Origin of the sequence: Actinoplanes sp. CA-142083, from assembly GCF_050942195.1 — a bacterium.
GTDB lineage: Bacteria > Actinomycetota > Actinomycetes > Mycobacteriales > Micromonosporaceae > Actinoplanes.
In genome coordinates, this window is the sequence record NZ_CP192076.1 from 9,165,333 (window position 1) to 9,187,897 (window position 22,565).

The window sequence follows — 22,565 nt, forward strand, 5'->3', positions numbered from 1 at the left end:
ACAGATTCTGTACTAGTACAGGCGAACTGGCAAGCTTGGGGAGCCGGAATGTCCGACCTCTTTACTCAGACGGACCGCACGACCGCCACCCGCTATCGCGACCGCATGGCCTACGACCGCGAGGCCGCGCACGCCATCCTCGACGAGGCGTTTGACTGTTCCGTCGCGTTCGTCGTCGACGGCGAGCCCCGAGTGCTGCCCACCCTGCACGTTCGCGTCGGCGACACGCTCTATCTGCACGGCTCCTCGGGCGGCCGCCTCGGCCTTTCGGCACGAGGCGAGGGGGTCCGGGTCTGCGTGAGCGTCACGCTTCTGGATGCGATCGTGTACGCGAGATCGCAGGCGCACCACAGCGCCAACTATCGGTCCGTGGTCGTGCACGGCGTCGCGCGCCCGGTCAGCGACCCCGAGAAGAAGCTCGTCGTGATGCGCACGCTCGCCGACAAGGTGGGTGCGGGCCGCGCCGCCGACACCCGCCCGCCCAACAAGAAGGAACTGGCCGAGACCGCTGTGCTGGCCCTGTCACTCGAGGAGGTCTCGGTGCGGTCCCGCGCCGGCGGGGTCATCGACGAGCCGGAAGACCTCTCGCTCCCCCAGTGGGCCGGGGTTCTACCGGTGAGCCGGGTGTTCGGGCCGCCGGTGACCGACGACGGGGTCGCGGTCGCGCCGCCTTCCTATCTGCCGGGCGGCGGGTCGTCCTGGGTCAAGCCGGTGACGCTCGCGGGTAAGCACGTCCGGTTGGAGCCGCTCGCCCCCGCTCACGCGGCGGGGCTGGTCGAGGCGCTCGCCGACGAGGAGGTCTGGCGCTATCTGCCGACGCTTCAGCCGCGCACGCTCGACGAGATGGCCATCTATCTGGCCGACCTGCGCCGTCGCCAGTGGACCGGCCTCCAGCTCCCGTGGGCACAGGTCGAGCCCGGCACCGGCACGGTCATCGGCGTCACCAGCTATCACGACATCGACCCGGTCAACCGCTCGCTCGCCATCGGGCACACCATGGTCGGCCGGCGCTGGTGGCGCACCGGGGTGAACACCGAGGCCAAGTTGATGCTGCTGGAGCACGCCTTCGAGACGCTCGGCGCGGAAAAGGTGTTCTGGTATACGGACATCCGCAACGAGCGGTCCCAGCGGGCGATCGCGCGGCTGGGCGCGACCCGGGACGGTGTGATCCGCCGGCAGCGGCTCCGGCCCGACGGCACGTGGCGCGACACGGTGCTGTTCGCCATGACGGTCGAGGAATGGCCGGCCGCGGCCGAGCGCCTGCGGGAACGGCTGGCCGCGGGTGGTCCGGCTGCCCTCGCGACGGCATAGGGTCGGCGTCGTGCTGGGTATCACCGATTTCTGGACGTACGTGCTGGGCACCCTGGCGATCATCCTGCTGCCGGGGCCCAACTCGATCTTCGTGCTGTCGGTCGGCGCGCGCCGCGGCGTGCGGGCCGGCTATCAGGCGGCGGCCGGGGTGTTCCTCGGCGACACCGTGCTGATGACGCTGTCGGCGGCCGGGGTGGCCTCGCTGCTGCGCACCTATCCGCCGCTGTTCCTGGTCATCAAGTACGCGGGCGCCGCCTACCTGTTCTGGATCGGCTTCAACATCGTCCGCGGCGCCTGGGGCAAGCTGCGGTCACGCGGCGAGCCGGCCGCGGGCGGGGCCGGCGCCTTGGCGCAGACAGCGGGCGAAGCGCCGGGAGATCTGCGGCATCCGTTCCGGCGGGCGGCCGTGATCAGCCTGCTCAATCCCAAGGCGATTCTGTTCTTCGTGTCGTTCTTCATCCAGTTCGTGGAGCCGGGCTACGCCCACCCAGCCGTGTCGTTCCTGGTGCTGGGCGCGGTGGTGCAGCTGTTCAGCTCGCTGTACCTGACGGCGCTGATCTTCGGCGGGAAGTTCCTGGCCGGCCAGTTCCGCCGGCGCCGCAAACTCGCAGCCGGCGTCACGACGGGCGTGGGCGCGCTGTTCGTCGGCTTCGGCATCAAGCTGGCCACAGCCAGCATCAGCTGACCCCACCAGCCGCCTGCGAGCCGCGCGGCGACCGTCGGGCGTCGGGCGGGCCCGGCGCGGGCGGGCGCGGCGGGCGGGCGCGGCGGGCGGGCGCGGCGGGCGGGCGCGGCGGGCGGGCGCGGCGCGGGCGGGCGCGGCGCGGGCGGGCGCGGCGCGGGCGGGCGCGGCGCGGGCGGGCGCGGCGCGGGCGGGCGCGGCGGGCGGGCGCGGCGGGCGGGCGCGGCGCGGGCGGGCGCGGCGCGGCGCGGGCGCGGCGGGCGCGGGCGCGGCGTGGCGCGGGCGGGCGCGGCGTGGCGCGGGCGAACGCGGCGGGCGCGGCGTGGCGCGGCGGGCGGGCGCGGCGCGGGCGGGACGCGGGCAAGCCGCCACGGCACGGGGCCCGGACGGGCGCGGACGCGACGCAGGCAAACCGCCGCCGCACGGGGCGCGGACGGGCGCTGGCGCGACGCAGGCAAGCCGCCACGGCACGGGGCGCGGACGGGCGCGGACGCGACGCAGGCAAACCCGCCGCCGCACGGGGCCCGGACAGGCGCTGGCGCGACGCAGGCAAACCACCGCGGCACTGGGCGCGGACGGGCGCTGAGCAGCGCGGACGCGGCGCTGGCCAGTGCGGACGCGGGCGGGCGGACGCGGTGACGTCCCGAAGCGACCCCGGGACGTCACCGCGGAGATGGCCTACTCGTCGAAGTCGCCGCCGTCGTCTTCGAAGATTTCCTCGGCTACCTCGCCCAGGACCATGCCGCCCAGGACGCCGCCGGCGATGCCTGCGACCATCGCGCCTGCGCCGGAGCCGCGGCGGTAGTGGCCGTGGTGGCCGTAGCCGTGGGAGCCGTGGCCGCCTGCGTAGCCGTGTCCGCCGGGGTAACCGTGGCCGCCCGGAGCGCCGAGGCCGGCCGGGTAGCCGGGAGCGCCGTGGCCGGGAGCGCCGTGGCCGGGAGCGCCGTGGCCGGGAGCGCCGTGGCCGGGAGCACCGTGGCCGGGAGCGCCGTGGGCGCCGAAGCCGGCTGCGCCTCGTAGGCCCTGGTAGCGGCCCGTTGCCTCGCGGACCCAGGTCTCTACTACCGCGGTCCAGTTTGTGGTGTCGGCCTCGGCGTGGGAGACGCGGAAGCGGCCGTACGCGTCGTGGCCGGGCGCCAGGAAACCGCCTCGCTTGTCGAACTCGAGGATCACCTCTACGCCTTGCGGGTCGGCTACGAAGGTGACCTCGACCTCGTTGATGCCGCCGGCGAACTGGGGCGCGGGGTAGAACTCGATCTCCTGGTAGAACGGGAGCTGCTGGCGGACGCCGTAGATGCCGCCGTGCTCCAAGTCGGCCTTGGCGAAGCGGAAGCCCAGCTGGGCGAAAGCGTCCAGGATGCGCTCCTGGGCGGGCAGCGGATGCACCGCGACCTCGTCCAGGTCGCCCTTGTCGACTGCCTTCGCTACGGCCAGCTCGGTGCGCAGGCCCATCGTCATGCCGCGCAGGCGCTGGCCGTAGACGTCGGTGATCGGGGTCTCCCACGGCACGGGGAACGAGAACGGCAGGTCGCGCTGCTCGCCCGCGCGCAGCTGGAACGCGCCGGCGACCGGCACCCGGTGGAACTCGACGAAACCGTCGCCGTGCTCGTGCTCCACGCGGGTGACCAGGCCGAGAACCACCTGTTCGATCGCGGCGTCGTGGTCGCCGCCAAGAATCCGGACCTGGCCGTCCAAGGCCAGGCCGGGACGAGTGTTCGGGTTGGCCAGCACGGTGTCGACGGACGGGCCGCCGACGCCGAAGGCGCGCATCATCTTCTTGAAAACCACCGGGTCATTCCTCCTCGAACAAACGGGGTGGCGAACAAACGGAGACAACCGTCGAAACAAGAGGTCCGAAAACGATCACGGGACCGGCACCGGGTCGGTCTCGTCGTCGAAGCGGCCGAGCACCTGCTCCAGCAGGTCCTCGAGGGCGACGAAGCCGGCCACGGCCGCATCGTCGCGGACCAGTGCCACCTGGGCCCGGCCCGAGCGCATCGCGGCGACGGCCTCGACCACCCGATCGCCGGCCGCGAGGGTGAAGACCGGATCCATGAGGTCGGAAGCCGTGCAGAAGCGACCCGCCGTGGTCGCCCGGACGACCTCCCGCACGTGGACGAAACCGACCACGTCGCCCGAGGGTGACGTCACGCCAAGGCGGGAGCGGCCGCTGCCCATCGAGGCCAGCTCCACCTCGGCGGCAGAGGCCGAGACCGGAACGGTCACCAGCTCGGCGAACGGGAGGGCGACCTCCCGGACGGTCAGCGACTCCAGGCCGAGCACGCTGGTCAGCAGCTCGGTCTGCTCCGCCTCCAGCAGGCCTTCCTCGCGCGACCGGTCGAGAAGGATCTTCATCTCGGCGGGGCCGTGCGAGACCGCCAGCTGATCCTGCGGGCGCACCCCGAAGGGCCGCAGCACCGCGTTGGCCAGCGCGTTCAGCACCCGCAGCACCGGGCCCACGACGCGGGCGAAAGCGCGGAACGGCACCGCGAGCAGGGTGGCCGAGCGCTCCGGGTCGGTGATCGCCCACGACTTCGGCATCATCTCGCCGACGACCAGGTGCAGGAACGTCACCACGCTCAGCGCGATCAGGAACGCGACCGCGTGGCTTGCGAACGAGGGCAGGCCGACCGTGTGCAGCAGCGGGTCCAGCCAATGCGCCAGGGCCGGCTCGGCCAGGGCGCCCAGGCCCAGGGAGCAGAGCGTGATGCCGAGCTGCGCGCCGGCCAGCATGAGCGGCAGCTCGCGGCTGCCGGCCAGCGCCGCCTGCGCGGCCCGGCCACCGGACGCGGCGGCCTGCTCGAGGCGGTGGCGCTTGCTCGCGACCAGGGCGAACTCCGCGGCGACGAAGAATGCGTTGCCGGCGAGCAGAAGCAGAGCCCAGACGGCGTTCATCGGGACAACCTCACGGTCTGCGGGACGTGGCGGTTGACGCTCTCCACCCGTACGAGAAGGTTGTCGAGCTCAAGCGAGTCGCCTGCCTTGGCCACCCGCCCCAGCCTCGCCATGACCAGCCCGGACACGGTGTCGTAGTCGTCGGAGACCGGTAGGTCGACGCCGGTGGCGTCGCTGATCTCGTCGAGCCGCCAGCGGGCGGGCACCAGCCACGAACCGTCGTCCTGGCGGACCGGCGTGGGCTCGGGCAGGTCGTCCTCGTCGCGGATCGGGCCCACCAGCTCCTCGGCGATGTCCTCGAGCGTGACGATGCCGGCGAACCCACCGAACTCGTCGACCACGCATGCCATCTGGCTGCGGGCGGCGCGCAGGCGCTCCAGCACCTGCGGCAGGCGCAGCGACGAGGGGATCATGATGGCCTCGCGGAGCAGCGAGGAGACGGGCACCGACGAGCGCGCGGCCGGTGGCACGGCGATGATGTCGGAGATCGCGATGATGCCGAGGATCTCGTCGGACGTGGCGCCGCGCACCGGGAAGCGCGAGTGACCGGTCTCCAGCAGCGTCACCACATCCGCGGCGGCGGCGCTGGCGGCCACGAACCGCACGTCGACCCGGGGAATCATCACCTCGGCGGCGGTGCGGCTGCGGAAGTCCAGCCCGCGGTCCAGGAGCTTCGACAACTCGGACGAAAGCCGGCCACCCTCGCGCGATGTCGCGATGATTTGCGACAAATCCTCGTTGGTGGCGCCCTCGGGCAGCTCCTCGACGGGCTCGATCCCGATGCGGCGCAGCAAGCGGGAGGCGGCACGGTCGAAAAGACGGATGATCGGGCCGAAAACGGCCAGGTACATCAGCGTCGACCGGCTCAGCCCCTTGGCCACCGCCTCGGGCCGGGCGATGGCGAGGCTCTTGGGCGCGAGCTCGCCGAGCACCATCTGCACGACGGTCGCCACCACCAGGGCGAGGGCCACCGAGACGGGCATGCTCACCGCGGCCGGCACGCCGGCCACGCCGAACAGCGCGGCCAGTCCCTCGCCGAGGAACGGCTCGGCGACATATCCGACAAGCAGCGCGGTGACGGTGATGCCCAATTGAGCGCCGGACAGCACGAAGGAGAGACGCTCGGTGACGGTGAGTGCTCGCGCCGCAGCCCGATCGCCCTGGGCGGCCTCATGGCGGAGGCGGCCGCGGTCGGCGGCGACATATCCGAATTCCTGAGCCACGAAATAGCCCGTGACGGCCGTGACGACCAGGACCAGCGCCAACCCGATGAGGATCAGCATGGCTGGATGGTGCAGTTAGAGACGAAGAGCCGGGCCGAGCCCGGCCGGGTACTGCCGATCATGGAAAAGACGGTATCAACGCCGGCTGAGTGGTTGCTGTGAGCTAACTGGGCTTGTCGGTGTAGAACGTGCTCAGGATCATGTTGATCTTGGCGAGGTCGCCGGACCAGTCGATCTCGCGAGTGGCCCAGCTGAGCGCGAAGCCGCGGCCGCTGTTCGTGAACCACCGGGTCTGGGCGTGCAGCGCGGCGCCGTCCGGGCCGCGGTACTGGTACTCCCAGTCGGCGGCCTTGTTGAGCAGCGGGCGCTTCTCGATCGAGATCTCGTGGTAGCCGGGTAACGCACCCGCCGCCACCAGCCGCGACGCCTCCGTCCGGCAGGCCTTCACCGGATCGCCGATCGGATTGCGCCCGGTGTCGAGGCTCAGCACCCGGTCACCCTGCGTGTCCCGGAAGCAGTACATCGTCCCCGATTTCGTATAGGTCCAGCCATCCGGCACCGGGATGTGGAAGCCGGATCCATCCGTGAAATACGACCAGCCGGGCAGCAGGCGCCACCCGTTCACCCCGAGGGCCGAACCCTTCTGGGGCAGACGGGGCGCGGACGAGGGTGCGGGCGCGGAACACGCCGCCGGCGAGAACCCGACGGTCACGAAGGAGGGCGCCGCGGCCGACGGGGACGGCCCGGCCACCGGCATGTCGTCGGCGCGGCTGAGCAGGAATCCGCCGGCCCCGATCAGCACCAGGCCGGCCAGCCCCACCGCGATGAGCAGGGCCAGCGGCCGTGATCGCGAGGCGGGCAGCGAAGACGACGCGGGAACGGCCGGAGCCGGGGACACCGGCGCCTCCGCAACGCGTGGCGGCGGCAACGTGCGTACGGAGACCGGCGCAGCCGCCGACGCAGTCACCCGGGCGCGCCGCGGCGAGGGCACGTTTCCCCCACCCGGCGCCGCGGCCACCACCATGCGCAACCGGCGCTCCACCTCGCTCGCCGTCAGCCGGGCCTCCGGATCGTGTCGCAGCAGGCCGAGCAGCACCGGCCCCAGCAGACCGGCGCGCTCCGGCGGATCGGGCGGCTCGGTGGCCAGCGACATCAGCGTCGACATCGCGGTCTCGCGCGCGTAGGGCGAGCGGCCCTCGACGGCCGCGTACAGCGTCGCGCCGAGCGACCACATGTCGGATTCCACCGTGGACGCACCGTCGCGTGCCCGCTCCGGCGAGACGTACTGCGGCGAGCCCACCACGAGGCCCGGCCCGGTCACCGAGCCGTCGTCGACGAACGTGGCGAGTCCGAAATCGGTCAGCACGACGCGGCCGTCGAGGCCGATCAGCACGTTGTGCGGCTTGACGTCGCGATGCAGCACGCCGGCCCGGTGCGCGGCGCTCAGCGCGTCGAGCACCGCGAGCCCGATGCGGGCGGCGGCGACCGGCGAGTACGGCCCGTCCTCGTTGATCACCTGGTGCAGCGAGCGCGAGGGGACGTACTCCATCACGATCCAGGGCAGCCCCTCGGCGTGCACGACGTCGTAGACCCGGACCACGTGCGGGTGGTTGAGCCGGCCGGCGCTGCGGGCCTCGCGCAGGGTGCGATCGCGCAGCCGCGTCTTCTCGTCGTCGGTCATCCAGTCCGGCGGGACGAACTCCTTGACCGCGACGTCCCGGTCGAGCATCTCGTCGCGCGCCAGCCAGACCCGGCCCATGCCACCGGAGCCGACCGGCTCGAGCAGGCAGTACCGACCGGCGATGAGCATGCGTCTGACCGCCATCCCGCCCCCACCCGTCGACTCGTTTTCAGGATAGTCAGGCCGCCCGACCAGCGGAACGACGATCACCCGGCCACCGCGTAGACCACGAGGTTGTCCTTGTACGAACGCAGCCGATGGTCGAAGACGCCGCCGCAGGTGATCAGCCGGAGCTGCCGGTCGGGAGTGGGGCCGTACACCTCCTCCGTGGGGAACGCGCTCTTCGGGTACCACGCCGTCCGGGTGACGACGAAGGTCACGACCTTGCCACCGCGCAGCACGTCGATGCGGTCGCCCACGGTGAGCTCACGCAGCCGGTAGAACACCGCCGGCCCGGCCTTCGAGTCGACATGTCCGGCGATCACTGCCGGCCCGTTGTCACCCGGAGCCGTCCCGTCGGCATACCAGCCGGCACGGTCGAACCTCTTCGGTGGCTGAAGTGCACCTTTCGCTACGTGCAGGGTCTCGAGCGCGCTGTCGAGCCCGATCGCCTTGATCCGGACTCGGGTCGGCGCGCCGTTGGCGACGACATTAGCGCTTCCGAATGGATCTCCGGCCGGGCGGGCGGCGTTCCCGGCGCCCTCGACCGCCTGCCCGGTTGCGGCCCATCTGCCCAGGTCAGGCACCGGATCCTTGGTCTCGATCGCCCGCGTCGCCAGCGCGAAGTAGGTGGTTCCCACGACAAACGCGGCCAAAGCGGCGGCGAGGGCGGGCAGCGCGGCACGGCGTCCGAGATTCTTCAGAAAACCACGATTTCGTACGGGTTTGCGGGGTTTGTCGCCGGAATCGGGGCCGGTGCCTGCCGCGGCGGTGGTGGGTGCGGGTGCGCGGATCGCCGCCGGCTTTTCGGCCGCCTTTTTGACCGGCTTTCTGGCCGGCGCCTCGAACAGAATCGGCGGCGGGGGGATCGGCCGGGCGGGCGGCGGGCGCCGGGGCACGGAAAGCGCACCCGGCACCGCCGCCACGCCGACGGCGTGAACGCCCTCGTCGTCCATCCCGTCGGTCATGGCGTGACCCTCAGACGACCCGGAGCCGGCGCCGGAGCACCACGACGAGACCGCCGGTGAGCACGGCCGCGAGGCCCGCGAACAGCAACGCCATCGGCATCGGCGAGGCCGGCTGGCTGCCACCGCCGCCGGTGGCCACGCCGCCGAGCGGGACCGCGCCCTGCCTTTCCGCGTCCACGTGCAGCTCGGGTTTGAGGCCGCCGCCGCTGTCGTCGAGCACGATCAGCGAATACACACTGCCCGCGCCGAGCGTGCAGGGCAGCACGCTGGTCTTGCCGCCGCCGGTAGGCACCACCTGCACGCTCCACTTCCCGGGGTTGACCTCCCGGTACGTGGTGGTGGTGGCGAACGCGACGCCGTCGGCGATCTTGTTGCCGTTCTGGCCGGCGACGTCCAGGACCGGCGCCTTGACCGAGGCCTGGATGATCCGGACCTTGGACTTGCCCGGGTCGGGCAGCTTCAGGTCGTCCTTGAGCACCCGCAGCCCGAGGTCGGCGAAGCGGCCGACGCCGGCCACCGTGTAGGCGGCGCCGTTCTCGACGCCCACCTGGGTGGTGAGCACCGGCGCGGTGCTGGCCGGCGCGCCGGCCTTGCGCATGGCGACCTGGTAGGTGCCGGTCGGCAGCCGCAGGTAGGACGACATGTCGCCATAGCCGACCGCCTTGAACGTCTGCGGCTTGATCGTGTCGGCGGTGGAGCGCAGGTAGACGTCCACCGCCGGGGTGTCGGGAGAGAGGTGGGCGAGACGCACGTAGCCGTCGCCGGCCGCGCGGGCGGGGGAGGCGAAGAGGGTGACGACAGCGACCGCGGCGAGGACCGCGGCGGCGCTGCCGAGGCGCCGGATGTGTGGTGCGCGGATGAACACGGAGCCTCCTGTCGGTGGGGGCCTCTTGTGTCGATCAGGTGCTTGATCTGTATATGCCTCGTCCTCCGACCCCACCATGGTCCGCTGTGCCAGTAAAGACCGATAGACGGCCATCCCTCCGCGACTTTTTGTCGTACCCCCGAGAGAGGATGGTCGGGTGCGAGACGTGCTGGAGGATTTCGGCCTGGCCACCAGGGAGTGGTTCACGGCGGCCTTCGCCGCGCCCACCGCCGCCCAGGCCGGCGCGTGGCAGGCGATCGGAGCGGGGCGCAACGCGCTGGTGGTCGCCCCGACCGGCTCGGGCAAGACGCTCGCCGCGTTCCTCTGGTCGCTCGACCGGCTGGCCCACGAGCCCGCTCCCAAAGATCCGAAACACCGCTGCCGGGTCCTCTACGTGAGCCCGCTCAAGGCCCTCGCGGTCGACGTCGAGCGCAACCTGCGCGCCCCGCTCACCGGCATCCGCCAGGCGTCCGGCCGGCTCGGCGTCCCGCCGCCCGACATCACCGTCGGCATGCGCACCGGCGACACCCCGGCCGACGAGCGCCGCCTGTTCGCCCGCACCCCGCCCGACATCCTGATCACCACCCCCGAGTCGCTGTTCCTGCTGCTCACCTCCGCCGCCCGCGAGTCGCTGCGCGGCGTCGAGACGGTGATCGTCGACGAGGTGCACGCCGTCGCCGCCACCAAGCGCGGCGCCCACCTGGCGCTGTCGCTCGAGCGGCTCGACTCGCTGCTGCCCAAGCCGGCCCAGCGCATCGGCCTGTCCGCGACCGTCCGGCCGATCGACGAGACCGCCCGCTTCCTGGGCGGCGCGCACGACGTGACGATCGTCCAGCCACCGAGCGCCAAGACCATCGAGGTGGCCGTCGAGGTCCCGGTGGAAGACATGACCCGCCTCGACGAGGTGCCTGACGTCGACCCTGACAATCCCGATGGCAACCGGCACACCCCGTCGATCTGGCCGGCGGTCGAGGAAAGGGTGCTCGACCTCATCCAGGCGCACCGCTCGACGATCGTCTTCACCAATTCGCGGCGCGGCGCCGAGCGCCTCTGCGCCCGCATCAACGAGCTGGCCGCCGAGCGGGCCGGTGAGGTGCTGCCTGTCCCCGCTCGGCCGCCTGCCGAGATCATGGCCCAGGCCGGGCAGGCCGGCGGCGCCCCGCCCGTGGTGGCCCGTGCCCACCACGGCAGCGTCTCCCGTGAGGAGCGCAAGCAGATCGAGGAGGCGCTGAAATCCGGGCGCCTGCCCGCCGTGGTCGCCACCTCCAGCCTCGAGCTCGGCATCGACATGGGCGCGGTCGACCTGGTCGTGCAGATCGAGGCGCCGCCATCGGTCGCGGCCGGCCTGCAGCGCATCGGCCGGGCCGGCCACCAGGTCGGCGCGGTCTCGCGCGGCGTCGTCTTCCCCAAGCACCGCGGCGACCTGGTCTCCTGCGCCGTCGTCGCCGAGCGGATGGGCGCCGGCGCGATCGAGGAGCTGCGCTACCCGCGCAACCCGCTCGACGTGCTGGCCCAGCAGATCGTGGCGATGGTCGCGCTCGACGCCTGGCAGGTCGACGAGCTGGCAGCGCTGGTGCGCCGGGCCGCGCCCTTCGCCGAGCTGCCCGAGTCGGCCCTGCACGCGGTGCTCGACATGCTCTCCGGCCGCTATCCGTCGACCGCCTTCGCCGAGTTGCGCCCCCGCCTGGTGTGGGATCGCGGCACCGACGTGCTGACCGGCCGCCCCGGCGCTCAGCGGCTCGCCGTCACCAGCGGCGGCACCATCCCCGACCGCGGCATGTTCGGCGTCTTCCTGGCCGGCGCCGAGCGCGCGGCCCGGGTCGGCGAGCTCGACGAGGAGATGGTGTACGAGTCCCGCGTCGGCGACGTCTTCCTGCTCGGCTCGACCTCCTGGCGCATCGAGGACATCACGCCCGACCGGGTGCTGGTCTCCCCCGCGCCCGGCGCGCCGGCCCGCATGCCGTTCTGGAAGGGCGACAGCCTGGGCCGCCCGATCGAGCTGGGCCGCGCCATCGGCAAGCAGCTGCGCTCGCTGGTCAAGGCCGGCGACGAGGCGGCCACCGCCACGCTGCGCGAGTCCGGCCTCGACGAGTGGGCCGCGGGCAACCTGGTGGCGTACCTCGGCGAGCAGCGCGAGGCGACCCGCAACCTGCCCGACGACCGCACGATCCTGGTCGAGCGCTTCCGCGACGAGCTCGGCGACTGGCGGATGACCGTGCACTGCGTGCTCGGCGCCCGGGTCAACGCGCCCTGGTCGCTCGCGATCGCCCGCCGCCTGTCCGAGCGGTACGGCGTGGACGGCCAGGTCATGCCCTCCGACGACGGCATCGTGGTGCGACTGCCCGACACGGCCGAGGAGCCGCCCGGCGCCGAGCTGGTGGCTTTCGACCCCGAGGAGATCGCCCAGCTCGTCGAGGAGTCGGTCGGCACCTCCGCCTTGTTCGCGTCCCGCTTCCGCGAGTGCGCGGCCCGCTCGCTGCTGCTGCCCCGCCGCGACCCGCGCCGCCGCCAGCCGCTCTGGCAGCAGCGTCAGCGCGCGGCCCAGCTGCTCGACGTGGCCCGCGAGTTCGCCGACTTCCCGGTCACGCTCGAGGCCGCCCGCGAGTGCCTGCAGGACGTCTTCGACGTGCCCGGCCTGGTCGGGCTGATGCGCGAGGTGGCCGGCCGCAAGGTGCGACTGGTCGAGGTCGAGACGCCGCGGCCGTCGCCGTTCGCCCGGTCGCTGCTCTTCGGTTACGTGGGAGCGTTCCTCTACGAGGGCGACGCCCCGCTGGCCGAGCGGCGGGCCGCGGCGCTCGCGCTCGACTCGACGCTGCTCGGCGAGCTGCTCGGCCGGGTCGACCTGCGCGAGCTGCTCGACCCCGAGGTGGTCGGCGAGACCGAGGCTCAACTGCAGTGGCTGACCAGTCGCCGGCAGCCGCGCGACGCCGAAGACGCGGCCGAGCTGCTGCGGCTGCTCGGCGACCTGTCCCCCACCGAGCTCGCCGTGCGCGGCGTCGACGAGGCGTGGCTGGTCGAGCTCGAGGCGGCCCGCCGGGCGATCCGGGTGCGGGTGGCCGGCGAGGAGCGCTGGATAGGCATCGACGACGCGGGCCGCTATCGCGACGCGCTCGGCGTGGCCCTGCCGGTCGGGCTGCCCGAGGCCTATCTCTCGCCGGTGGCCGACCCGCTCGGCGACCTCGTCGCGCGCTACGCCCGCACGCACGGCCCGTTCGCGGCGGCGACCTGCGCGGCCCGGTTCGGTCTCGGCGTCTTCGTCGTCGAGCAGGCGCTCAAGCGGCTCGCCGCGACCGGCCGGGTGGCCTCGGGCGAGTTCTCCCCCGGCGGCGCGGGCAGCGAGTGGTGCGACAGCGAGGTGCTGCGCATGCTGCGCCGCCGGTCGCTGGCCGCGCTGCGCCGCGAGATCGAGCCGGTGCCGCCCCGGGTGCTGGCCGCGTTCCTGCCACGCTGGCACCAGATCGGCGGCAACGCGCGCGGGGTCGACGCGGTGGCCGCCTCGATCGAGCAGCTCCAGGGCATCGCGGTGCCCGCCTCGGCGTGGGAGAGGCTGGTGCTGCCGGCCCGCATCGCCGACTACGCGCCGCCTCAGCTGGACGAGCTGTCCGCGGGCGGCGAGGTGCTCTGGGCCGGCTCGGGCTCGATCGGCGGCAACGACGGCTGGGTCACGCTGGCCTGGGCCGACAGCGCGGCGCTGCTGCTGCCCCCGCCCGACGACGAGCTCGCGCTCACCCCGCTGCACCAGCGGGTTCTCGAGGCGCTCGGCGACGGCCAGGCACTGTTCTTCCGCAACCTCTCCGACCGCATCGGCGCCACCGACGACCCCGAGCTGGCGGCGGCGGTGTGGGATCTGGTGTGGGCCGGCCACCTGACCAACGACACGTTCGCCCCGCTGCGCGCCCTGCTCGGCGGCAGCGGCGCCCACCGCGCCAAGGCCGCGCCGGCCCGCGCCCGCTACCGCCGCCCCGGCCGGCCCGGCAGCCTGGGCCGCCCGGCGATGCCCGCCCGCGGCGGCCCGCCCAGCATGGCCGGCCGCTGGTCCCGCCTCCCCGACCGCGACCTCGACCCGACCCGCCGCGCGGCCGCCCTGGCCGACCTGCTTCTCGAACGCCACGGGGTGGTGACCCGCGGCGCGGTGATGGCCGAGGGCGTGACCGGCGGCTTCGCGGCGGTCTACCCGGTGCTCGGCGCCCTCGAGGAGCGCGGCGCGGCCCGCCGCGGCTACTTCGTCGAGGGGCTGGGCGCGGCCCAGTTCGCGGTCCCCGGCGCCGTCGACCGGCTGCGCGCCCTGGCCGACCCCGACGAGCTGTCCCGCCGCGCTTCGCACGCGCAGGTGCTGGCGGCGACCGACCCGGCGAACCCCTACGGCGCGGCCCTGCCCTGGCCCGACCGCATCATCGACAGCGGCGACGGCGAGCCCACCACCCGGGCCGGTCACCGCCCGGGCCGCAAGGCCGGCGCCCTGGTCATCCAGGTATCCGGCGACCTGGTGCTCTATGTGGAGCGTGGCGGCCGCACACTCCTGAGCTTCACCGACGACCCCGAGACCCTGATCGCCGCCGGCCGCGCGCTCGCCGATTCGGTGCGCTCGGGCGCCTTGGGTGCCATGTCGGTGGAACGAGCCGACGGCGAGTCGGTACACGCGTCGCCCCTGCGCGACGCGTTGACCACGGCCGGCTTCCGCGCGACCCCGCGCGGCTTGCGGCTACGAGGCTGACGCCGCACGGCGAGCCGTCACGCCCGCAGCGCAGCCGGGCAACGCCGCCGAGCCCGTCACGCACGCGGCACGGCCGGGTGACGCCGCCGAGCCCGTCACGCACGCGCCGCAGCCGGGAGACGCCGCCGAGCCCGTCACGCACGCGCCGCAGCCGGGAGACGCCGCCGAGCCCGTCACGCACGCGCCGCAGCCGGGAGACGCCGCCAAGCGCGTCACCCACGCGGCGCAGCCCAGGGTGCCGCCAAGCGCGTTACCCACGCGGGCGCAGCCGGGAGACGCCGCCGAGCGCGTTACCCACGCGGCGCCGGGCGAGACGCCGTCGAACGCGGCTCCTCGGGCGGCTGGAGCGACGTTCGCCGGCGCGTGGCGTGGTTGGGGTCGGCGTGGCTAGGGGCTGTCGTCGGGGTGGAGGGTGGTGGTCAGCTCGCGGTAGGCGGCCAGCACCAGGCTGGTGTGGTCGGCCAAGTCGGCTGCGGCGTCGGGGGTGGACACGGTGGGGAGAGGCGGGTTCGGCTGGGTGCCGAGTGAGCGCTCGGCGGCTCGGATTGCTTCTCGGAGTTCGTGCTCGCGGATGAAGGTTCGGCCCGCTTCCTCGGCTCGGCGGAGGCTGGCTTCCCGGGCTGCCAGGTCGATCTCCACCGCCGAGAGGGCTTCCTTGGTGGCTCGGATCTGCGACTGAAGCTTGTCGGCGATGGGGTCCGGCGGGGAGAGGGTGGCGAAGTCGGGGCGGGTCAGGCCGGCCAGGACGGTGGTCAGCTCCTGGCGGCGGGCCAGGAGGCCGGAGATCTCCCACAGGGCGGCGGCCAGCAGGGACTCGGCCTCGGGGATGTCGATCAGACCGTTCAGGGCCGGCCAGGTCTGGCTGATGCGGTCGGCGGTGGACACGGCGCGGTCAAAAGCGGTGCGCTCGGCCGCGGCGGTCAGCGTGCGCACGCTCTCGTCCGGCAGCGGCGGGCGAGACACGGGCGCGTCATCGGCAGGTGACAGCAGACCGGATTGGCCTGCGGAGGAGGCGCCCGAGCGGTCCACATGGCCGGAGCGCCGCGAGGAGGAGGTGGCGTCCGAACGATCCGCATGGCCGGAGCGCCGCTTGGAGGGAGTGGCGCCGACGGGCGAGCGGCGGAAGAGCGGGGGCACGATCGAGAGCGTCACCAGCAGGGTCAGCACCGTGCCGACGATGGCTACCGGGAGGCCCAGGTAGCGGATGGCCAGCAGCGCCACCACAACGGGCGGCAACGCGATCAGGGCGACCACCGCGGGTGTGTTGTCGACGCGGGTCGGGTGCTGCGGGGCTCGGATCTCGACGAGCGCGTTCCAGCCGCGGCGCACGCGGCGGCCGTCGGGGACACGGATGACGGACCGCGAGATCACCGTTGTGTCCCGGTCACGTGCGACGAACAACACCACGATCCCGGAGGATAGTCATGACCGGCGAGGCGGCGGAGCCCCAGTAGGTTGGGCGGGTGCCTCAAACCCGGACGGTCGCGACGGCCGATCTGACCACCGCCGAGCGATCGGCGATCCGCGAGCTTCTCGATCTGGCCTTTCTCGGCAACTTCGACGACCACGACTTCGAGCATGCGCTCGGCGGCCTGCACGTGCTGGTCCTCGAGCGCGGCGAGCCGATCGCGCACGCGGCCGTGGTGCAGCGCCGCTTCCTGCACGCCGACCGCTCGTGGCGGGGCGGCTATGTCGAGGGGGTCGCCGTGCATCCGGGGCGGCGCGGGCAGGGCCACGCGGCGACGGTGATGGCCGAGGCCGAGCGGATCGTCGACCAGGGGTACGACCTGGGCGCGCTCTCCGCCTCGCACGCCGGCCGCGGCCTCTACCTCCAGCGGGGCTGGCTGCCCTGGCAGGGGCCGACCTGTGTGCTGGCGCCGGGCGGCCTGACCCGCACCGAGGAGGACGACGACAGCACGTTCGTCCGGGTCGTCGCGGGCGGCGCCGAGCTGCGCCTCACCGGCACGCTGGCCTGCGACTGGCGGGACGGCGACGTCTGGTGACCATTCGTCGTTCCCCGTGAGTTTGCGATCAAGATCGGGTCGGCTGTCGATAGTGCTGACATGCACGATCATGCCGACCCCTGTCTGATCCACGCCATGGAGTCGTCGGCGAACTGCGCCGACCTGCACGACCACGGCGACACCACCCCGAAGGCGAGCCGCCGCGGCCTGCTGCGCGCCGCCGGCCTGCTCGGCGCCGGCGCGATGGCGACCGCCGCGCTGCCCACGCTTCCCGCCGCGGCACATGCGGGCGGGACGAAGAACGACCCCGAGAGTCCCCGCTTCACGCTGGTGGTCATGCCGGACACCCAGTACCTCTTCGACGAGGACCGCGGCGACTCCCGGCCGCTCGAGGCGTCGCTGCGCTGGATCCTCGACCACGGCGACGACGAGAACATCGTCTTCCTTTCGCACCTCGGCGACCTCACCCAGAACGGGAAGAAAGAGGAATTCGACGCGATCGGCAAGGCGTTCGCCGTCCTCGACCGGGCCGGCGCGGCGTACAGCGTTCTCGCCGGCAACCACGACATCAACTCGTCCACGACCGACCAGCGCGGCGACAGCGCGTACCTGCAGACCTTCGGACCGCAGCGGTTCATCGGCGGGAAGAACAAGGCCAAGAGCTACGGCGGCGCGAGCCCGGACGGCTACAACAGCTACCACCTGTTCACCGGCGGCAGCCGGCAGTGGCTGGTGCTGGCGCTGGACTGGCGGCCGAGCGCGGCCGGCCTCGCCTGGGCGCAGTCGGTCCTCGACAAGCACCCGGCGCTGCCGGTGATCGTGACGACCCACGAGATCGCGTTCGCCGACGACAACGGCGAGGCGCACCTGTCCGACTTCGGCCGGCAGCTGTGGGACCAGTTCATCGCCCGCAACGACCGGATCTTCCTGACCCTCAACGGCCACTTCTGGCCGCCGGGACGGACCGTGCTGAAGAACGACGCCGGGCACGACGTACACGTCCACATCACCAACTACCAGGACCGCTATTACGGCGGCGGCGCGATGATCCGGCTCTATCAATTCGACCTGGCGCGCGGCTGCGTCGACGTCGAGACGATCTCGCCGTACTTCCTCGGCATCAAGGACGACAAGCGCAACGAGCTCGCCGAGCTGGAGGTCGAGCTCACCGGGGCGGCCAACCGCTTCAGCATCGACATCGACTTCACCACCCGCTTCGGCGTCCCGCCGGTCCGGCCCGCGCGCCCGGCCAAGTCGGTGCTGGTGCCGGGCACCCTCGCGTACTGGCGGTTCGACCAGGCCACCAGCGGTGCGGTGAACGGCGTGATCGCCGACCTTTCGGGCAACCGCAACGACCTCACCCGGGCCGACCTCGCCGGCGGTCCGGACACGCTGACCTGGTCGGACGAGTTCCACCCCGACCAGCCGGCACACGCGAGCCTGCGCTTCCTGGGCGGCAAGAAGCCGGCGCGAGGGGCCTATCTGCGTACGGCGGACGGCGCACCCCTGAACGCGATGACCCTCGACAGGGGCTACACCATCGAGGCGTTCCTCAAGCTGCCCGCCGACTTCGGCGACCCGCACGCGTGGTGCGGAGTGCTGACCCGGATGGGCACGGGCGGCGACGCCGGCAAGACCGGGGACGACCCGTCCGAGCCGGCCGCCTGCCTCAACCTCTCCTCGGGCGCCGAGCTGCAGTGGGCCGTCTTCCCCCGCAACCAGGACCGGATCTCCACGAACTGGAGCCACCTGCTCCCGCTGAACAAGTGGTGGCACGTCGCGGTGGTCAACGACGGCCGACACACCATCATGTACGTCGATGGCTGCCCCGTGCTGCGCAACCCGTCGACCCCCGCGATCGGCCTGGCCACCGCCGGCAAGCCGTGGCTGGTCGGCGCCTACCACTACGACGACATCGTCGAGCAGGCCTACTACGGCTGGCTCGGCGACGTCCGGATCGTCGGACGCGCCCTGCGCCCGGAGCAGTTCATGATCGGAGGGGGCAAGTGACGCACCCGCTGCCCGAGTGGGCGGACCCCGCCGTACGAGAAGATGCTCTTGATCCTCAAGGGTTGTCACGGCGTGGGCTGCTGGCCGCCGCTGGGCTGCTCGGCGGACTGGCGGTGGCAGGCGGAGCAACGCCGGCCGAAGCGCACGGCCGGGAAAGCGCGAAATACGCGTGGCTCGTCGGCGACCACCACGTGCATTCCGTCTACAGCCACGACGCCAAGTACACGTTCTCGCAGCAGGCGATGCGTGCGGCACAGTTCGGCCTGGACTGGATGGTGTTCACCGAGCACAGCAACTTCGGCCACGCCAACGCGGGCGGCGCCCTCGCCGAGCACCTCGAGGTGCTGGAGGCGCGCGTCGAGAACCCGCGGATGCTGATCTTCCAGGGCCTCGAGTGGTACATCCCGGGCGCCGAGCACGCGACCGTGTTCACCGCGCCGGGGCCGGACGAGGCGGACGTGCTGCGGCAGTTCGAGCTCGCCTACGACGGCAAGTTGCTCAACCGCACCACCGACGGCGCCGAGAACCTGCAGCTAGCGGTGGACGCGATCAAGTGGCTGGCCGACCGGAAGCGGGCCGGCGCCGTGCCCGACGTGCTGGTGCTCGCCAACCACCCGTCCCGGCTCGGCATCGACTCGCCGGCCGAGATCCGCGGCTGGCGCGACGCCGACCCGTCGATCATGATCGGCATGGAGGGCGCGCCGGGCGCTCAGGGCGCGGCGCTGCCCGGCTGGCGCGGCGCGAGCTCGATCCGCGGCGAGTACGAGAACAAGCCGTCCGCCCAGTCGTGGGCCGGTTTCCCGCCCGAGGCGTACGTGACGCACGGCGGCTTCGACTGGATGACCGCGACGGTCGGCGGCATGTGGGACGCGATGCTCGCCGAGGGCAAGCTGTTCTCGATCACCTCCAATTCGGACAACCACCGCACCGTCTTCGACACCTGGCGCAACGGCGACTGGCCCGCCGGCCAGAACTTCGACAACACCGGCAAGCTGCCCGACCCGGTCGACACCGGGACGCCGCAGCCGGGCAGCGACTTCTGGCCCGGCCAGTTCAGCCGCACGCACGTCGGCGTCACCGGCTACGGCTACGCCCAGGTGATGGCGGGCCTGCGCGCCGGGCGGGTCTGGGTCGACCACGGGCAGCTGATCGACGGCGTCGACGTGCGCCTCGAAGGAAAGACGCTGGGCGGCCGCCTGCGGGTCCGGCGTGGACAGCGGCTCACGCTGGAGGTCACGATCACCACGGCGACCCGGCCGAACTACCACGGTGAGCTGCCGAAGCTCGCCCATGTGGACGTGATCCGGGGCGCGGTGCGCGGGCCGGCCAAGGACCGCACGAGCTGGAAGGCGCCGGCCACCCGGGTCGCGCGCAGCATCGACGTGCGCGGCCGTACCGGCACCTACACGCTGCGGATCGAGCTCGACCCGATCAGGGAGCCGTCCTACGTGCGGCTGCGCGGCAGCGACGGCCGCCGCAACGGGCCCGGCCCGCTCGGCGCCGGGATCGACCCGCGCGGGCCGATCCCGCACACCCCGGGTGACGGCGACCCGTGGCTCGACACCTGGTTCTACACGAACCCGATCTTCATAGACGTGGAGTAAGCGAGCACGGAGTGACCGCCGGGAGGCGTCCCGCGAGGAACGCCCCCGGCGACACCCCCATCATCGAGCGGAAGTCGCCGATCATGTGGGCCTGGTCGAAGAAGCCGGCCTTCGCGGCGACTTCCGCCCACGGCCGCCGGCCCGCCAGCGACAGCACCGTGCGCACCCGGCTGATCCGGGCGAAATGCTTGGGCGACAGGCCGACCTCGCGGGCGAACAGGGTGCGCAGGTAGCGCTCGCTCACGCCGACATCGGCGGCCACTTCGGACAGCCGGGCGCCGGGTCGCTTCAGGAGATCCGCAGCCACGTCGACGCCAGATATGCCCAGATTTTTCGGCATATTTTCCTGCAAAAGAGCGGCCGCATCGGAGCCCGCTGCGGCGACATGGTCGGTCAAGGCAAGCGCGGCATCGCCCCACAGCTCGGTCAACGGGAAAGCGCGATCGACCAGCGCGGAAGCCGGCACCCCGAGCACCGGCCGAACCTGCCCCGGCCGCAACCGCACCCGCGCGCAGGCCGCCAGCGGTTTGCCGGGGTTGTAGGTGCCCCGCGTCCGCGGCCCGACCACGATGAGGTCGCTGCGCCCGTCGGCCGCCGTCCGGAAAGCGAGCACAGTGGCCACCTCGGGCTGCTGCACAACGGTATCCACGGCACTCACGCTAGTACCGAAAACTCCAAGACGTTCGAAGGGCGGGCGACGACGGTAGGACCATGATTCTCGTGACGGGTGCCACCGGCACCATCGGATCCGCCCTGGTCGGTGAATTGCTCGCGCGCGGCGAAGAAGTGACCGCCCTGACCCGCGACCCCGCGAAGATCGAGCCCCGCCCGGGCCTCACGGTCACGACCGAGATCCGCAAGGCGCGCGCCGCCTTCCTGCTCGCGCCGGCCGGGCCGGCGATCCCCGGCATCGACCGGGCGTTTCTGCGGCAGGCGATCGAGGCGGGCGTCGAGCGAGTGGTCAAGCTCTCGGCGATCGCGACGCCCGACGCGGGCCTGAACACGTGGCACGCGCCCGGCGAGGAGGCCATCCGGGACAGCGGCCGGCCCTGGACGATCCTGCGCCCGACGACGTTCGCCTCGAACACCCTCGCCTGGCGCGACGACATCCGGGCCGGGCGGCCGATCCCCAACATCTCCGGCGCGGGCCGCCAGGGCGTCGTGGACCCCCGCGACGTGGCCGCGGTGGCCGCCGAGGCCCTGACCACGGCCGGCCACGACGGTCAGGTCTACACGCTGACCGGTCCCGAGCTGCTCGGCGTCCCCGAGCAGGCCGCCCAACTGGCCGAGGTCCTGGGCACGACGATCACCACTGTCGACGTCCCGCCGGCCCGCGAGCACTTCCCGCCGGAGATCGCCGACATGGCCCTGGCCGGCGCCCTGCTGGTCCGCGCGGGCGGCAACGCGATCGTCACCGCCGACGTGGAGAAGGTCCTCGGCCGCAGGCCCGGCAGCTACCGAGCCTGGGCCGCGGACTGCTTCAGAGCTGGGTAGCCACTTCGGAGGCGACCAGCTCGAGGTGGTCGAGGTCGGCGAGATCCAGCGTCTGCAGGAACAGGCGGGTCGCGCCGGCCTCGGCGTACCGAAGAATGGTTTCCACCGCCTCGGCGGGCGTGCCCACGATGCCGCCGTTCTCGCGCATTTCGGAAACGTCGCGGCCGATGGCCGCGGCACGGCGCCGCACCTCGGCGTCGTCGCGCCCCACGCAGAGCACGGCCGCCGCCGAGAAGGCCGGCGGCGTGTCACGGCCGATCTCCCGCGAAGCGAGACGGACCCGCTCGAACGTCGGCGCCACGTCCTCGATCTTGGCGAAGGGGACGTTGAACTCGTCGGCGAAACGGGCCGCGAGCGCCGGCGTGCGCTTCTTGCCGTGTCCGCCCACGATCACCGGCGGGCGCGGCGACTGCACCGGCTTGGGCAGCGCCGGCGAGTCGATCAGCTGGTAGTGCTTGCCCTCGAAGTCGTAGGACCGGCCGGCCGGCGTCGACCACAGCCCGGTGACGATCTCGAGCTGCTCCTCGAGCCGGTCGAAGCGCTCGCCGACGGTCGGGAACGGGATCCCGTACGCGGTGTGCTCGCGCTCGAACCACCCGCCGCCCAGGCCGAGCTCGACCCGGCCGCCGCTCATCTCGTCGACCTGCGCCACCGCGATGGCCAGCGGCCCGGGCAGCCGGAACGTGGCCGAGGTGACCAGCGTGCCGAGCCGGATGCGGGACGTCTGCACGGCCAGCGCGCCCAGCGTGACCCAGGCGTCGGTCGGGCCCGGCTCGCCCGGCTGACCCATCGCCACGTAGTGGTCGCTGCGGAAGAAGCCGTCGAAGCCGGACGCCTCCGCGGTCTGCGCGACCTTGACGAGGTCGCCGTGGGTGGCCCCCTGCTGGGGCTCGGTGAAGATCACAAGACGCATGACTCAAACCTGCCAGATGTCCTCCGGCGTGCCCTGTCGGGGCTGTCACACACGAAGGGTGTCGGGGCAGTAACGTTGGCCA

The 22,565-nt window shown here is 72.9% G+C and carries 16 protein-coding genes; 7 read left to right on the forward strand and 9 right to left on the reverse strand.

Going from position 1 to position 22,565, the window contains the following annotated elements:
- Window positions 1-48: 48 nt before the first annotated feature.
- Window positions 49-1,311 (forward strand): bifunctional pyridoxamine 5'-phosphate oxidase family protein/GNAT family N-acetyltransferase, encoded by a 1,263-nt coding sequence (locus ACQPZX_RS42150; protein ID WP_433368741.1) that lies wholly within the window; start codon window positions 49-51, stop codon window positions 1,309-1,311.
- A gap of 10 nt (window positions 1,312-1,321) precedes the next feature.
- Window positions 1,322-1,996, forward strand: coding sequence for a leucine efflux protein LeuE (leuE, locus tag ACQPZX_RS42155; protein WP_433368744.1), 675 nt, complete (start codon window positions 1,322-1,324; stop codon window positions 1,994-1,996).
- Between the two features lie 675 nt (window positions 1,997-2,671).
- Here the strand turns inward: leuE and ACQPZX_RS42160 are convergent.
- From ACQPZX_RS42160 to ACQPZX_RS42185, 6 genes are all read right to left on the reverse strand, one after another.
- The gene (locus tag ACQPZX_RS42160) at window positions 2,672-3,781 is read right to left on the reverse strand and encodes a sporulation protein (RefSeq protein WP_433368747.1); all 1,110 of its coding nucleotides are present in this window, start codon (window positions 3,779-3,781) and stop codon (window positions 2,672-2,674) included.
- 75 nt (window positions 3,782-3,856) lie between these two features.
- Complete coding sequence (locus ACQPZX_RS42165; protein WP_433368750.1) at window positions 3,857-4,888, reverse strand: hemolysin family protein; 1,032 nt, start codon at window positions 4,886-4,888, stop codon at window positions 3,857-3,859.
- On the reverse strand, window positions 4,885-6,171 hold the full coding sequence (locus ACQPZX_RS42170) for a hemolysin family protein (RefSeq protein WP_433368753.1): 1,287 nt from the start codon (window positions 6,169-6,171) through the stop codon (window positions 4,885-4,887). Before ACQPZX_RS42170 ends, ACQPZX_RS42165 begins: the two co-directional genes overlap by 4 nt.
- Before the next feature lie 103 nt (window positions 6,172-6,274).
- Window positions 6,275-7,921, reverse strand: coding sequence for a protein kinase domain-containing protein (locus tag ACQPZX_RS42175; RefSeq protein WP_433368756.1), 1,647 nt, complete (start codon window positions 7,919-7,921; stop codon window positions 6,275-6,277).
- A gap of 77 nt (window positions 7,922-7,998) precedes the next feature.
- Window positions 7,999-8,919 carry a class F sortase gene (locus ACQPZX_RS42180; protein ID WP_433368759.1) on the reverse strand — a complete coding sequence of 307 codons (921 nt, stop codon included), beginning with the start codon at window positions 8,917-8,919 and terminating at the stop codon, window positions 7,999-8,001.
- Window positions 8,920-8,929: 10 nt separating this feature from the next.
- Window positions 8,930-9,784, reverse strand: a complete 855-nt coding sequence (locus ACQPZX_RS42185) for a DUF4397 domain-containing protein (RefSeq protein ID WP_433368762.1) — start codon at window positions 9,782-9,784, stop codon at window positions 8,930-8,932.
- A 166-nt stretch (window positions 9,785-9,950) separates the two neighbouring features.
- Here ACQPZX_RS42185 and ACQPZX_RS42190 point away from each other — a divergent pair, with 166 nt between their 5' ends.
- Entirely contained in the window at window positions 9,951-14,498 is a 4,548-nt protein-coding gene (locus ACQPZX_RS42190; RefSeq protein ID WP_433385770.1) for an ATP-dependent helicase, read from the forward strand.
- A 387-nt stretch (window positions 14,499-14,885) separates the two neighbouring features.
- Here the strand turns inward: ACQPZX_RS42190 and ACQPZX_RS42195 are convergent, their stop codons facing one another.
- Window positions 14,886-15,905, reverse strand: a complete 1,020-nt coding sequence (locus ACQPZX_RS42195) for a hypothetical protein (RefSeq protein ID WP_433368765.1) — start codon at window positions 15,903-15,905, stop codon at window positions 14,886-14,888.
- A 56-nt stretch (window positions 15,906-15,961) separates the two neighbouring features.
- Here ACQPZX_RS42195 and ACQPZX_RS42200 point away from each other — a divergent pair, with 56 nt between their 5' ends.
- The 3 genes from ACQPZX_RS42200 to ACQPZX_RS42210 all read left to right on the forward strand — a co-directional run bounded on the left by ACQPZX_RS42200 (window position 15,962) and on the right by ACQPZX_RS42210 (window position 20,076).
- Entirely contained in the window at window positions 15,962-16,501 is a 540-nt protein-coding gene (locus ACQPZX_RS42200) for a GNAT family N-acetyltransferase (protein ID WP_433368768.1), read from the forward strand.
- A 60-nt stretch (window positions 16,502-16,561) separates the two neighbouring features.
- On the forward strand, window positions 16,562-18,472 hold the full coding sequence (locus ACQPZX_RS42205; RefSeq protein WP_433368771.1) for a LamG-like jellyroll fold domain-containing protein: 1,911 nt from the start codon (window positions 16,562-16,564) through the stop codon (window positions 18,470-18,472).
- 62 nt (window positions 18,473-18,534) lie between these two features.
- Complete coding sequence (locus ACQPZX_RS42210; RefSeq protein ID WP_433368774.1) at window positions 18,535-20,076, forward strand: PHP domain-containing protein; 1,542 nt, start codon at window positions 18,535-18,537, stop codon at window positions 20,074-20,076.
- Here the strand turns inward: ACQPZX_RS42210 and ACQPZX_RS42215 are convergent.
- Window positions 20,060-20,713 carry a helix-turn-helix domain-containing protein gene (locus ACQPZX_RS42215; RefSeq protein WP_433368777.1) on the reverse strand — a complete coding sequence of 218 codons (654 nt, stop codon included), beginning with the start codon at window positions 20,711-20,713 and terminating at the stop codon, window positions 20,060-20,062. The two genes, ACQPZX_RS42210 and ACQPZX_RS42215, sit on opposite strands and share 17 nt — an antisense overlap.
- A gap of 74 nt (window positions 20,714-20,787) precedes the next feature.
- Between ACQPZX_RS42215 and ACQPZX_RS42220 the strand changes: the two genes are divergently transcribed.
- The gene (locus ACQPZX_RS42220; protein WP_433368780.1) at window positions 20,788-21,570 is read left to right on the forward strand and encodes an NAD(P)H-binding protein; all 783 of its coding nucleotides are present in this window, start codon (window positions 20,788-20,790) and stop codon (window positions 21,568-21,570) included.
- Here ACQPZX_RS42220 and ACQPZX_RS42225 read toward each other — a convergent pair.
- Window positions 21,557-22,483 (reverse strand): TIGR03560 family F420-dependent LLM class oxidoreductase, encoded by a 927-nt coding sequence (locus tag ACQPZX_RS42225; protein ID WP_433368782.1) that lies wholly within the window; start codon window positions 22,481-22,483, stop codon window positions 21,557-21,559. The two genes, ACQPZX_RS42220 and ACQPZX_RS42225, sit on opposite strands and share 14 nt — an antisense overlap.
- Window positions 22,484-22,565 lie beyond the last annotated feature (82 nt).